This window comes from Phycisphaeraceae bacterium (genome assembly GCA_020639155.1).
In the GTDB taxonomy this organism is placed as follows: domain Bacteria; phylum Planctomycetota; class Phycisphaerae; order Phycisphaerales; family UBA1924; genus JACKHF01.
The window spans coordinates 210,261-222,841 of record JACKHF010000001.1; the positions used below are offsets into that span (position 1 = coordinate 210,261).

Sequence of the window (12,581 nt, forward strand, 5' to 3'; positions counted from 1 at the left end):
GGATCATGCTTACAAACACACTCACGGACACCCGGCCGCGAACGCATTCCCGAAACAGATGTAATCAAAGATATTGAGAGATCCATTTTCATCGCAGTCCGCGTAGCAGGCGCTGTCGCCAGAGAGCGTCGCAACCCATCCCTCATACTCGCCTTGTGGATTGATGCCGATACCAGCAACTGTTTTGCCGTCATGCGATACGCCTGATGCGCCAAGCAGCGTCCAGCCCGCAACATCGGTCACACCGCCGAGCATCAGTTCATCTTTGATATTGCGCATGCCATTTGTTGCGTCCCAGATAAACGCGTCGCCACTAATCTCAGCACCAACCACCCCACCGTATGTGATATTCAGCGCACCAACAATCACGGACGCATCCGGCGTGCAGTCTCCAGCGTAGTTGTCGATACCAGCACTCCAGCCTGTCCCCAGACTCGTCCAGCCAATTGACTCGGTCCAGTACGCTGGCTCGTACCGAAGCTCTGTTCTGACCCAACCCACGACTGTGTTGCCGTCGGCAGAGCACGCGGTCGCACCAGAATCAACCGCACCACCCGCAACATCACCCAGCCCAACCATGCCTGCAGACTCTGTCCATCGGTACGCTTCTGTGCCGTTCGGCGTCGTTGCCCAACCAACTACAACATCTCCGTTTGAAGAGCAACCCATCGCAATCCCATACTGCTGCGCTGGCGGCGAAGTCAGATGCCCAAGCCCCACAAGCCCACTCGATTCTGTCCATCTGAACGATTCGCCATACAACGGTCCCGGAAGCCCGTAGCTGTAATCGCCCTGCCCGACAATTACAGCACCATCATCAGAAATCGCACGCCCGTATGCCTGTGTGATCGAGAGCGAGTTGAGATCGCCAAGTCCAACCATGCCGGTCGCCTGTGTCCATCGGAACACTTCACGCCCCAGCGCGCCGGGCGATGATCCTGTAATGACCGACCCGTCGTAGTTCACGCCAAGCGCCTCGCCATTTGCTGTCAGCGACCACGCCCCGGGAATTTCACCAAGTGATTCAAGCCCGCCAGACTTGGTCCAGCGTGCTGGCTGGCCCGCGCCGTTTGTGTCGAGCGCATACGCAACAACAGTCGATCCGTCGCCGGAAATGTCGTACGGATAGCTGCGGTGTCCTGCGCCTGATAGGAACCCGATGCCCTGAAAACTCGATTGAGCGCAGACTGCCCCAGTACATGCTGCAAGAACAAAGATCGTTGTGAAACCGTTGTGTTTCATGTGGTACCTCCTTCATAGTGAAGCGAGATTTCACTGTGACATCCCTATTGAAAAAACGCCCGGATACAAACCCGGGCGTCGAAAAGACTTTGGAATGTCATCACGTGTTTACGGGCATCCTGCCGCGTACGCATTGCCATAGCAGATATAGTCGAAGATGTTCAGCGAGCCGCTGCCATCACAGTCTGCGTATGGATCGCCTGTGCTGTAGGCATTGCCGTAGCAGATGTAGTCAAAGATATTGAGTGATCCGCTCGTGTCACAATCGGGATAGCACCCGGTTGCATCGCCACCCGCAACAATCGCAACATCGATTGTTGAATCGATCATCCCCTCGAGCACATCAGCATTCAGAAGAATGTGCGCTGTACTCCCGGGAGGCAGGATCGTTGGCAGATCAAACGGCACATTCACCAGTGCACCGGGTGCTGCAGGTGTTGGCGCGTTATTCACGCTCTGGAAAGAAATAGACATGTCGACATGACCCGAAGCAACAGTGAACGTTCCAGTCACCGGGATAAGGATCGGTGTCGGAGGCACAGGAACCGGCTGCCCGAGAGCGTCGATTGTGATCATCATCTGCGCGGGCACGCCGACACTCAACAGATACTCGTTTGGTTGACCTGTCGGCACAATCGAACCAACTGCTGTGCCATCCTGCACGATATCAAACTGTGTCACCTCGCCTGAACCAAGCGGGATTGTGACCGTGATCCCACCGATGTATGCTGAGGTCGGGTTGATTGTGTTAAATGAGCTGTACTGCACATCGCCTTCAACATTCACTGTGATTGGTGTACCGCCGAGCGCGTCAAGTGAAAAGTTTGCAATCTCAGCAACGCCGCCAACTTCATCAAGCACCAGATCAAATGCGCCAATCGGCGTAGAGGAATCGTTTAATACGGTGTGCAGATCCATCGACATATCGATGGGATTGTTCCCGGAGCCGCCGAAGAGGCCAGGGCGTGTCTGCGTGCCGGTTGGATTCGTTGTCGGGTCGTAGTTGCCGATGAGCGCTCCATCGATCGGAATCATCGCGTCGGTTTGAATACCGACCGATGATTGTGCCTGATCAATAGCAACGCTGTACGTTGTTGGTCCAGCAAAGACGGTACCCGCACACACCATCAATGAAACTGCACCGATCCGCATAACGTGGAAGACCATGATCTCTCTCCATTCTCTTGTGCTCAGTTGCAGCAGGCACCTGACGCAGGCAGGCTGCAGATGCCTGCAGTGTACTGCATGAGGCGGATTCTGCCAAACGAAATGAGGCGCCTCATTCTCGGGCGTCCTTGCAGATCTACAGTGTGATCATGGCTGGGTTCCAACAAGTTGCGGCTGTTGCAGTGGGCGGAAGCATTGGCGCTCTCGCACGGTACGCCACCACATCAGTTGCTCTGAAACTCGGGCTCAATGACCCCCGATGGGCAACACTGTGTGTCAACGTCATTGGTTGCGTGGCAATTGGCTGGCTGCTTGAGGGCATCCTCGGCGATCGTCCACCACAGGATCCAACCAAACTCATGCTCGTGACCGGCCTCCTGGGTTCACTGACAACGTTTTCAACGTTTGGTTATGAGACGTGGTCGTGGCTATCAACCGGAAAGCTCATCGCAGCAGGATGCTGGATTCTTGCCAATGTGGTCCTCGGACTTGTCGGAGTCTGGATCGGAACATTGATCGGCGGCACTGTGCCGGGCACGGGCACGCCAGCCTGACCCCCTCGAATCTACTCATACGAGTGAGCGAACATACGTATCTCTGCTCATTCATTCGTACTGAACACGTCCAAGGTGCTCGCAAGCCTACCGCCTGCGGGCTAGGATTCGATTCGCGCTGTTTGGTGGTGGGACAGGTCGCAAACTCTTTGCGCCCCTTCCACACACATTCCACAATTGCCGCGCCCATGCGCACACATGGGTGAGGTCTGGTTGACCCCACATCAAAACGAATATCTGGCCCGCGCCGGCGACCATGCAACGGAGATGACGATCAATGGCAGATACCGCAACAGATTCCAAGAACAAGGTCACAATCGCCGACGCAGGACCTTGCGCAAAGAAGATCTCCATCGAGATTCCAGCGGACGTGGTCGATGCAAACATCGGCGATTCACTAGCAACACTCGCCGCCGAAGCTCAACTCCCGGGATTCCGCAAGGGCAAAGCTCCGCAATCACTTATCGAACGCAAGTTTGGTAACCATGTGCGTGAAGAAGCCAAAAACCAGCTCGTTGCATCCGCTTACCAGGAGGCGGTTGATGAGCACAAACTCAAGGTCATCGGTGAGCCCACAAGCGAAACACTGAAGGACATCAAACTCGAAACTGGCAAACCACTCAAGTTCGAGGTCGAAGTCGAGGTTCTCCCCGAGTTTGAGCTGCCGAAGTTCGAAGATCTTGATATCAAAAAGCCAAAGCTCGAAGTCACTGATGCAATGGTGCAGGAGGAACTCGATCGGATCTGCATCAACGAGGGCGATCTGGAATCACAAGATGAGGCCTCTGATGGCGACTATGTCACCGGTCATGCAATCATGACAAGCGCCAAGGACAAAGAGAAGGAGTTCTACAACATCAACGGCGCAGTTGTCCAGATTCCGACCCCTGACAAAGAGGGCAAAGGCATGATCCTCGGGATTGCTGTCGATGATCTCGGTAAGCAGGTTGGTCATCCCAAGGCTGGCGACAAAATCACCATCAAAGCCAAGGGCCCTGACAACCACGAGGTTGAGGATCTTCGTGGCACAGACGTCGTCATTGAGTATGAGATCGCGCGCGTCGACCGTATCATCGCCGCAGATGTTTCACAACTGCTCGGCATGTTCGGATTCGAGGACGAAGAACAGTTCAGGAATGCCATCAGATCACGTCTTGAGCAGCGCGTGCTGATCCGTCAGCAGACTCTCATGCGCCAGCAGGTTGCGAAGCACCTCATCGACAACACAACGATGGAGCTTCCCGAGAAGCTCTCGACAGCCCAGGCACGTCGCAAGCTCGATCAGCAGCGGTACGAACTTATGTACCGCGGCGTTGATCAGCAGAAGATTGAGGAGCACATCGGCGAGCTTCGCTCACAGACAACCGACATGGCCCAGCGCGAGCTTAAGCTGTTCTTCATTCTCAACAGAGTTGCGGAAGAACTCGACGTGAAGGTCACCGAAGCCGAGATCAATGGGCGCATCGCACAGCTCGCGATGGAACAAAACCAGCGCCCGGACAAGCTCCGCCAGCAGCTTATCCAGCACAATCAGATCGGCATGATATTCAACCAGATCCGCGAGCACAAGACACTCGACGCGATCGTTGCTAAGGGCAAGATTGAGGAGATGGATGTTGACGCGTTCAACAACGCGATGAAGGAACTCCAGCCGGCCTGAGCCAGCCGAAAGAGGCACGCTGAAACCGAAAAACAAGAAACGCGAGAGGGTCACACACCACCTCTCGCGTTTTCTACGTTCGCTTATCCAATGTTCAAGCCTGCTCAATCGTTCGATCTGATAACTCATCATCAGATGTGTCATCAAACGCAAGCATCGCATCCGTCGCGTCGTGCTGGATCGGTTGACTGATCGCACCGCACTCCGGGCAAACCACACCATACACACCGACAGGCTGCTTCGTGAGATCCTGTGAGCAGTTATAGCAGGACAGTGTATTTGGCCGAAGCTTCGCAGCCACAACATTGACCACAACAGCGACGCCAGCAACCGCCACGCCCACCACGGGAAGTGCAGGCAGAGCAGCAATGGACACCACCCACCACGCAAGAATCGCGACGATGGTCACTGTCGTCAGCACAGTCAATCTGATTCGTTTGAGCCAGTTTTGGGGCACAGATCGTCTCCGATACGCCGATAAATTCATCGGCAGATGCAACCGTTGCAGTTGCATCTTCCATTGACACACTGCTCGGCTCCAAGTATATTCGCAGCCAGCACGCAGAAAAGTTCCAACATGACTGTTTATTCGGACGGATTTCTCCCCGATTCGGGAATGGCACCCCGCTGCTCACATCAGATCGAGTTGCATGTACACCTCGTCGTACGGCTTGGCATCAAGACGAATCGCGTCTTTCTCGACACCCCACACCGCAAACCCGCACGCCTGATAGACAGCAACTGCGTCGGGCGAGTTTGCTGATGCTGACAGCCCGATGACCTCAACTCCATCCCACGATCGTGCAACATCAATCGCTGCGCGCATCACTGCCTTCCCATACCCTCGGCCTCGGTGTGCAGGATCGGTGTACACCCCCCACACATACGCGCGATGCCTCGCTTTGACTCGATCGACACGACTGATCCCAGCAACAGAGACAAGCTTTGCTGGTTCATCGGGGTCAAACATGCCAGCAACACACTGCTCAAGACCAGCGAGATACTCCTTCATGTGAACCGGATTGGAAGCTGGGTCATCACCCGGCGCACCGATGAACGCCCATGGTGTATCGACAAGTGCGCGCCTGCGCAGTTCGCAGAATGCATCGGCATCCTCTGGCGTGAGCAGGCGTGGTGATCGCATGATCTATCGTTTCCCGCCCATGCCCGACAAACAACCGGCGATGAGAACGAACTGCTCGCTCTCATCGCCGGAATGCACATCAATACAGTATTGGTGGTTAATCTCCGTCCGTCAGATCATGTATCGAACGGGCTGCATGCTCATGGAACTCGCCACGCTTGAGCTTGCCCATGTACTCATGGTATCGCTTCATTGTCACCGCACCGAAGATAAGCATGATCGGAATATTTGCAAAGAGCATCACACCAGTGCCGAATCCTGTGAGTGTGCCAACCGCCTTGTCGTTGGGGAGAAGCGGGGTACAAGCCACAACAATGAGTGCACAGAAGATGATCTTATAGAGCATAACAAACTTTCGACCAACCAAGTAGGCTACACCCTGTTCACCGTAATAGGACCATGAGATCATCGTTGAGATGGCAAACAGCCACGCTGCAACTGTCACAAGGTACATACCTAACGGCATTCCTGTTCCACGATCAAATGCTTGCGCCGTAAGTGTTGCTCCCTGATAATCATCAAAGAGCATGACCACATCTTCAGAACTCGCTGCACGGGACACACCGTTCTCATCGAATACCTGAATAAGAGGCGCACCGTGAGGCGACTTTACCGCTTCCCATTTCACTTTCTGGACGCTGTTCTCATCTTCAATCACTTCACCACCAACACGCACCAGGTTGTTGCCAGAATCGGCGTTCATCGGTACATTGGCATTTTCTGGATTTGCAGGAACTTCGGCGATAACGAATACTTTCTCGCCAGTGTTCCATGGTGACTCATCAACTCGAGCAGGAAGCACAACCTCGCTCGGCTTCCACCCACCTTCTGATTCGACCATGACTGTGCCGGCTGGTAGATGTGCCTCGCCATCTGTGCGATTCCAGATGCCGCTCGAAAGAATCACAAGAGCAGTAAGTGTGCAGACAACAATCGTGTCAATAAAGGGCTCAAGACCAGCAACAACACCCTCACGAACAGGCTCATCAGTTCGTGCAGCAGAGTGCGCGATCGGTGCTGACCCCTGTCCGGCTTCGTTTGAGAATAGCGCACGCTTCATGCCCCAAAGGAACGCATAACCTGCTGTCCCACCAACGAACGCACCTGCAGCATCGCCCGGGCTGAATGCGTACGAAACAATCATGCTGAGTAATGCGGGAACCTGGCCAATGTTCATGAAGATCACCACAACCGCAGCAACGAAGTACATCCCGCACATCACCGGCACGATTTTGCCAGCAACATTTCCAATGCGCTTGATACCGCCAATGATGACTGCACCAACAACTACAGCCAGAATAACACCAGTAACAATCTTGTCGATGTGGAAATAACTGTGCGTGATCTCAGCAACGTTCCATGCCTGGTACATGTTGCCACCAGTCGCCGTTGAGATCAGAAGTGTCACAACAAAGATGCCCGCAAGGAACACACCGAAACGCGCAAGCCCTGGGAACAACTCACGGAATCCTTTCTCGGCAACCCACATCGGGCCACCTTCGGGATTCTCCCTATCATCTGTGTTGCGATACAGCATCGCCATTGACACTTCGGTCATCTTGATAGCCATCCCGAAGAAACCCACAATCCACATCCAGAAGACTGCGCCGGGTCCACCCAGGCTGATAGCAAGTGCTACACCACCGATATTTCCAAGACCAACCGTTGCAGAAAGAGCCGCCGAAAGTGCCTGGAAGTGATTGATTGCGCCTGGGTCATCTGCGTGGTCAAACTTGCCACGAACAACCTGCACACCGTGCGTGAGCGCACGAAACTGCCCGAAGCCCGACCAGATCGTAAAGAGAACACCCACAATCAGGATGGTGTAAAGCACATAATCGTGCCATAGAAGCCCCTCGATAATGCCAAACGCTTCAATCAGCTTTGCCATAGATTCAGCCCCTTACGTTTGCTCGTTCAGTTCAATGCAATCACTGGCATCGTGCTCGTTCTGCCAGCAGGACTGACAGCATACACCATCTACCCTCGCTTTGCAGCGAAAAACCGACATTCGTCATAGGCTATTGCAGACACTCTGGTCCTCATTCCTGTGCTCTCATCTATGTCAAACGAAAACCCAACCCCTCTCGATCTGTGCGAATCGATCGCGAGTGCTGTCACATCAGCTGACAATCGCCTCGCTATGGAACAGTCACCGGTTGGTGTTGATATGCACACCGAACTCGAACTGCACGAGATCATCAAGCAGCAGTTCGTCGCTGACTTCCCTGACCTGACGTGCATACGTGAGCAACCTTTTCCCGGAAAGCCCCTTTCCGGGCCAAAACTCACCGATCGCCAGCGCTGCGACTTCGTGCTGCTCCCGGCAGGCTCAACATCGATTGCCGATCCCGAGCAGGTTCGACGCGAGCGTGCCGCTGTTGCCGACACCCTCTTTGCTGGCTCATCAGTAGAAGCTGTAACGCATAAAGGATTGGCAGACCCCAGCGACTGCTTCTGGCTGGAAATCAAACTTGCCAGAGCGCTCATCACCGGCGAGCGGGGTGTCCGCCCAAACCCAGGATGGTCGAAGGAACTGATCCAACTCCCCATCTCGGATGTGGAAAAACTGGCAGAAGATCCGCTGATCGAGCGCAGTGCCCTCGCCATTCTGGCATTTGGGCCGGATGAACGCACGGTCTGCCACGATCTGGATATCGCCCTCACGCGAGCGCTGGACAGGGGTGTCGCCCTCCGATCACCGATCATTCGCGGCCAACCGATCACGGATCGAATCGGAAACGCGTGGTGCTCGATCGCAGTGTGGCCAGTCTCACAATAACCGATTCGACTCCCTTTAACTCTACTTGGACTTTGTAAGGAGTACAGGACTCGTTCTCATCTGAAAGCCCATCTCGAGAACGAAATACGCCAGCTTTCTGACCTTCTTTACACGACAACACAATCAAACCGTCGAACAATCAGGTATGACTGCAACCCCAACAGCAACATTCCCCGGTCAGGCACCAAATGTCTTCGACCAGCCGCTCCCTGAGTACCTCTCCGAGGACCAGCTTCCTTCGCGTTCCGGCGATCGCGAGATCACCTTCCGCGAAGCGTTGCGGGAAGCAATGACCGAGGAGATGGTTCGCGATGAACGCGTGTTTCTGATCGGCGAGGAGGTCGCGCAGTACTCGGGCGCGTACAAGGTCAGCCAAGGGATGCTTGAGCAGTTCGGCGAGAAGCGCATCATCGATTCGCCCATTTCAGAGAATGGATTTGCTGGACTCTGCATCGCAGCAGCGATGTACGGCTTACGCCCAATCGTCGAGTTCATGTCGTGGTCGTTCAGCCTCGTTGCTGCCGATCAAATTCTCAACAACGCACCAAAGATGCTGTATATGTCAGGCGGGCAATGGGGTTGCCCCATGGTGTTCCGTGGGAACGACGGCGCGGGCGGCCAGCTGGGGTCAACACACTCGTGGTGCGTCGAGGGTTTGTATGCAAACGTGCCCGGCGTGAAGATCGTCATCCCGTCGTGCCCGTTCGATGCCAAGGGCCTTCTCAAGACAGCAATCCGCGATCCCGACCCTGTGTTCTTCCTTGAATCGGAACGCATGCTCGGCGATAAGGCGCACGTGCCAGCTGAAGAGTACTACATCGAGTTCGGGCGCGCGTACAAGCACCGCGAGGGCGACGCATGCACGATCGTGTCGTTCGGGCGCCCGGTGAACTTCTGCCTGCAGGCAGCGGATGTGCTAGAGAGCGAGGGCATCCATTGCGATATCCTCGACATGCGCACGATCAGGCCGCTCGATATCGATTCGATCATCGAGAGCGTGAAGAAGACGAATCGGATTGTGATTGTTGATCAGTCGTGGCCGTTCGCCAGCATCGCCAGCGAGGTGATGGCGCAGGTGTGCGAGCGCTGCTTCGACTGGCTCGATCATCAGCCCGTGCGGGTGAATACAGCAGATGTGCCAACGCCGTACGCAAAGAATCTTGAGTACGCGTATCTGCCGAACCCCGAGCGGATCGCGGACGCGGTGCGAGGTATTGTGAACGCATGAGTGAGACACAGTCGCTGATTGGAAAGATTGATCGCTTCCCTCTGCGAAAGGTCTGGCCGCATGAGGCACATCACTTTACAACGTGGCTCGCTGATAACTTGGATGTCTTGTCAGAGTGCATCTCACTGGATCTGTCTCTTATTGAGCGCGAGGCAGCAGCAGGTGATTTCAGTGTTGATTTGCTTGTTGAAGATTCCAATGGTCGTACGGTGATCATTGAGAATCAACTCGAAAGAACCGACCACGATCATCTCGGCAAACTCTTGACTTACCTTGCTGCGCATGACGCAGAAGTTGCCGTGTGGATAGCCTCCGATCCTCGTCCAGAACACACAAAGGCAGTGGCTTGGCTCAACGACTCAAGCCCAGCAGACTTCCACCTGCTCCGTGCCGAAGCTGTTAAAATTGGTAACTCTCCTGCAGCACTACTTCTGACACCAATAGTCGGACCAAGTGCAGGCTCGAAGATTGTTGCCAAGCAAAAACAAGAAAAAGCGGAACGTCACGAGTTGCGTCACGAGTTCTGGACCGGCTTACTTGAAGAAGCAAAGAAGCGAACACAACTTCACGCAAATATCTCTCCGTCACAAGTAAACTGGATCGGAGCAAGCTCGGGTATTGCCGGCTGCATGTATGTATATGTCGTTGGCCAGACATGGTGGCGAACGGAGTTATACATCGATCGTGGCAGAGATCTGAGTACCCAGAACAAGCACATATTTGATGCCATTGCACAGAAACAAAGGGAAATCGAATCTGCATTTGGCCAGCCGCTCAACTGGGAACGCCTCGACGATAAGCAGGCCTGCCGAATTTCATTCGCATCTGATACAGGTGGATACCGATCCGAAAGGGAGTTGTGGCCAAACATTCAGAGCGATATGATCGATACAATGATCCGATTCGAGGCCGCAATCCGCACGTCCCTGCAAGAAACCGCACGATCACTGTAACTCGGCTCAATCCGCGACCGGAACAGGAAATCCACCATGCCCATCTCCGTCACAATGCCGCGTCTGTCCGACACCATGCAGGAAGGGACTGTCGTCAAGTGGCACGTCAAGCCGGGCGATGCTGTAGAGTCCGGCCAGGTCATAGCGGACATCGAGACCGACAAGGCGACCATGGAACTGGAAACCTTCGACGCGGGCACGATCGCTGATCTGCCAGCTCAGGAGGGGCGCACCGTCCCCGTCGGATCGGTTATCTGTGTGATCGCTGAAGAGGGTGAGTCTGTCGATGCCGCCAAAGCTGCCGGGTCAAAGAGCGCGTCACAGACCGCGACCAAAGCTGCCGGCTCTGATGCAATCTCGTCTGCATCCGCGAGCGCGACGGCTGTTGCAGAACCGCCCGCACACACAACCTCGACTCCCTCGCACGCAACTTCCAATGGTTCTGCACACGGCACATCGAACGGCTCAGCGCACACCAACCGCATCTTCGCGTCGCCACTTGCGAAGAAGATCGCAGCGGAATCGAACATCGATCTCGGCTCATTGACAGGATCAGGTCCGAGCGGTCGCATCGTTCGGTCCGATGTTGAGCGCGCGGCCCAATCGGGTGCAACCGGCGCATCGCAGCAATCATTTATGCCGATGCAATCGCCTGGTACACTCGAATCGAAACTTGTCCAGCTCTCGAACATGCGCACGACGATCGCGCGCAGACTTGTCGAGTCCAAGACAACCATCCCCCACTACCAGGTCACCGTTTCTGCGCGTCTGGACGCGCTCATGGAACTTCGCTCGCAGCTCAACGAGCAGCTCTCGGGCCAGGGCGTGAAGCTATCCGTCAACGACTTCCTCGTCCGCGCGTGCGCACTTGCGATGCATCAGCATCCGTTTGTAAACTCGTCGTGGGTAGACAACGCGGGCTCAGGTTCACCAGGCATCCAGATCCACGGGAACGTCAACATAGGTGTTGCTGTTGCGCTCCCCGAGGAACGCGGTGGCGGTCTCGTCGTTGCAACGATCCGGAACTCCGATTCCATCGGCCTGCGTCAGATCTCTGCTGAGACAAAGCGCCTCGCAAACAAGGCCCGTGAGAAGGGGCTCAGCGTCGAGGAGATGTCGGACTCCACGTTCACCATCTCGAACCTCGGGATGTTCGGCGTTGATCACTTCACCGCGATCATCAACCCGCCGAACGCAGCGATCCTCGCGGTCGGGCAGGCCATCGAGAAGCCGTTCATCGAGCGTGACGAGAACGGCGAGCCCGAACTCGTCATCGGACACGAGATGTCCATGACCATGTCGTCCGATCACCGCATCATTGATGGTGCGATGGCAGCAGCCTATCTCAGTGCTGTCAAGGATCTGCTCGAACGTCCGGCAACATTGCTCGTCTAAGCCTGTCTGACGACACGCAATCCATCGGTTACACTCTTGTCAGCACCCGCATCAAAGTGCGAGCGTGCTTTGACGCGCAACGGATGGGTCCTATGAATAAGAACAGAGCAACAAAGGTCGCGATGAGTGCCATGATCCTGCTGGGCACAGGCCTGCTGTTCTTTCTGCTGCTCCCTGTCGCTCGGAACGTATCGCTGCTGATCCTGCTGTTCGGCATCGGCGCGCTCATAATCCCATTCGTGCTGATGAGCAAGCCGGAAAACGCCGCATCGTGCGATCCCAATGGATGCGACGGAAGGAGCGTCTCATGCTATAGCGGCCCGGGCACAGTGGGCAATCTGAGCAGGAAGAAACCACTGCCCACGCACACAAACTACACCACGGATCCTTCCGATCCCTTTGTTGCAGGCAGAATCAGCGGATCGGTATCACTCGATGCAGAGAGCGAGTAACACG

General features: G+C 55.2%; 12 protein-coding genes. 7 read left to right on the forward strand and 5 right to left on the reverse strand.

The window, feature by feature from the left end; all coding sequences use genetic code 11:
* Positions 1 to 21: 21 nt before the first annotated feature.
* The gene (locus tag H6815_00900; GenBank protein MCB9858983.1) at positions 22 to 1,242 is read right to left on the reverse strand and encodes a PEP-CTERM sorting domain-containing protein; all 1,221 of its coding nucleotides are present in this window, start codon (positions 1,240 to 1,242) and stop codon (positions 22 to 24) included.
* Between the two features lie 108 nt (positions 1,243 to 1,350).
* Positions 1,351 to 2,409, reverse strand: a complete 1,059-nt coding sequence (locus H6815_00905; GenBank protein ID MCB9858984.1) for a hypothetical protein — start codon at positions 2,407 to 2,409, stop codon at positions 1,351 to 1,353.
* A gap of 149 nt (positions 2,410 to 2,558) precedes the next feature.
* On the opposite strand from H6815_00905, the gene crcB reads away from it, so the two are divergent.
* The gene (crcB, locus tag H6815_00910; protein ID MCB9858985.1) at positions 2,559 to 2,963 is read left to right on the forward strand and encodes a fluoride efflux transporter CrcB; all 405 of its coding nucleotides are present in this window, start codon (positions 2,559 to 2,561) and stop codon (positions 2,961 to 2,963) included.
* A 277-nt stretch (positions 2,964 to 3,240) separates the two neighbouring features.
* Positions 3,241 to 4,623 carry a trigger factor gene (gene tig / locus H6815_00915; GenBank protein MCB9858986.1) on the forward strand — a complete coding sequence of 461 codons (1,383 nt, stop codon included), beginning with the start codon at positions 3,241 to 3,243 and terminating at the stop codon, positions 4,621 to 4,623.
* A 94-nt stretch (positions 4,624 to 4,717) separates the two neighbouring features.
* On the opposite strand, the gene H6815_00920 is transcribed toward tig, so the two are convergent.
* The 3 genes from H6815_00920 to H6815_00930 form a co-directional block, all read right to left on the reverse strand.
* Positions 4,718 to 5,080 carry a hypothetical protein gene (locus tag H6815_00920; GenBank protein MCB9858987.1) on the reverse strand — a complete coding sequence of 121 codons (363 nt, stop codon included), beginning with the start codon at positions 5,078 to 5,080 and terminating at the stop codon, positions 4,718 to 4,720.
* A 174-nt stretch (positions 5,081 to 5,254) separates the two neighbouring features.
* Entirely contained in the window at positions 5,255 to 5,767 is a 513-nt protein-coding gene (locus H6815_00925; GenBank protein MCB9858988.1) for an N-acetyltransferase, read from the reverse strand.
* A 97-nt stretch (positions 5,768 to 5,864) separates the two neighbouring features.
* The gene (locus H6815_00930) at positions 5,865 to 7,658 is read right to left on the reverse strand and encodes a sodium:alanine symporter family protein (GenBank protein MCB9858989.1); all 1,794 of its coding nucleotides are present in this window, start codon (positions 7,656 to 7,658) and stop codon (positions 5,865 to 5,867) included.
* 252 nt (positions 7,659 to 7,910) lie between these two features.
* Between H6815_00930 and H6815_00935 the strand changes: the two genes are divergently transcribed.
* The 5 genes from H6815_00935 (at position 7,911) to H6815_00955 (ending at position 12,577) form a co-directional block, all read left to right on the forward strand.
* Positions 7,911 to 8,549 (forward strand): hypothetical protein, encoded by a 639-nt coding sequence (locus H6815_00935; GenBank protein ID MCB9858990.1) that lies wholly within the window; start codon positions 7,911 to 7,913, stop codon positions 8,547 to 8,549.
* Between the two features lie 145 nt (positions 8,550 to 8,694).
* Complete coding sequence (locus H6815_00940) at positions 8,695 to 9,777, forward strand: alpha-ketoacid dehydrogenase subunit beta (protein ID MCB9858991.1); 1,083 nt, start codon at positions 8,695 to 8,697, stop codon at positions 9,775 to 9,777.
* 14 nt (positions 9,778 to 9,791) lie between these two features.
* On the forward strand, positions 9,792 to 10,730 hold the full coding sequence (locus H6815_00945) for a DUF4268 domain-containing protein (protein ID MCB9858992.1): 939 nt from the start codon (positions 9,792 to 9,794) through the stop codon (positions 10,728 to 10,730).
* A gap of 36 nt (positions 10,731 to 10,766) precedes the next feature.
* Positions 10,767 to 12,125 (forward strand): 2-oxo acid dehydrogenase subunit E2, encoded by a 1,359-nt coding sequence (locus H6815_00950; protein ID MCB9858993.1) that lies wholly within the window; start codon positions 10,767 to 10,769, stop codon positions 12,123 to 12,125.
* Between the two features lie 92 nt (positions 12,126 to 12,217).
* The gene (locus H6815_00955) at positions 12,218 to 12,577 is read left to right on the forward strand and encodes a hypothetical protein (protein MCB9858994.1); all 360 of its coding nucleotides are present in this window, start codon (positions 12,218 to 12,220) and stop codon (positions 12,575 to 12,577) included.
* Positions 12,578 to 12,581: the final 4 nt, after the last annotated feature.

Coding starts and splice junctions, on each gene's coding strand:
- H6815_00950 (MCB9858993.1), top strand. CDS start 10,767: ATGCCCATCTCCGTCACAATGCCGCGTCTGTCCGACACCATGCAGGAA.
- H6815_00955 (MCB9858994.1), top strand. CDS start 12,218: ATGAATAAGAACAGAGCAACAAAGGTCGCGATGAGTGCCATGATCCTG.
- crcB (MCB9858985.1), top strand. CDS start 2,559: ATGGCTGGGTTCCAACAAGTTGCGGCTGTTGCAGTGGGCGGAAGCATT.
- tig (MCB9858986.1), top strand. CDS start 3,241: ATGGCAGATACCGCAACAGATTCCAAGAACAAGGTCACAATCGCCGAC.
- H6815_00935 (MCB9858990.1), top strand. CDS start 7,911: ATGGAACAGTCACCGGTTGGTGTTGATATGCACACCGAACTCGAACTG.
- H6815_00900 (MCB9858983.1), bottom strand. CDS start 1,242: ATGAAACACAACGGTTTCACAACGATCTTTGTTCTTGCAGCATGTACT.
- H6815_00905 (MCB9858984.1), bottom strand. CDS start 2,409: ATGGTCTTCCACGTTATGCGGATCGGTGCAGTTTCATTGATGGTGTGT.
- H6815_00930 (MCB9858989.1), bottom strand. CDS start 7,658: ATGGCAAAGCTGATTGAAGCGTTTGGCATTATCGAGGGGCTTCTATGG.
- H6815_00940 (MCB9858991.1), top strand. CDS start 8,695: ATGACTGCAACCCCAACAGCAACATTCCCCGGTCAGGCACCAAATGTC.
- H6815_00925 (MCB9858988.1), bottom strand. CDS start 5,767: ATGCGATCACCACGCCTGCTCACGCCAGAGGATGCCGATGCATTCTGC.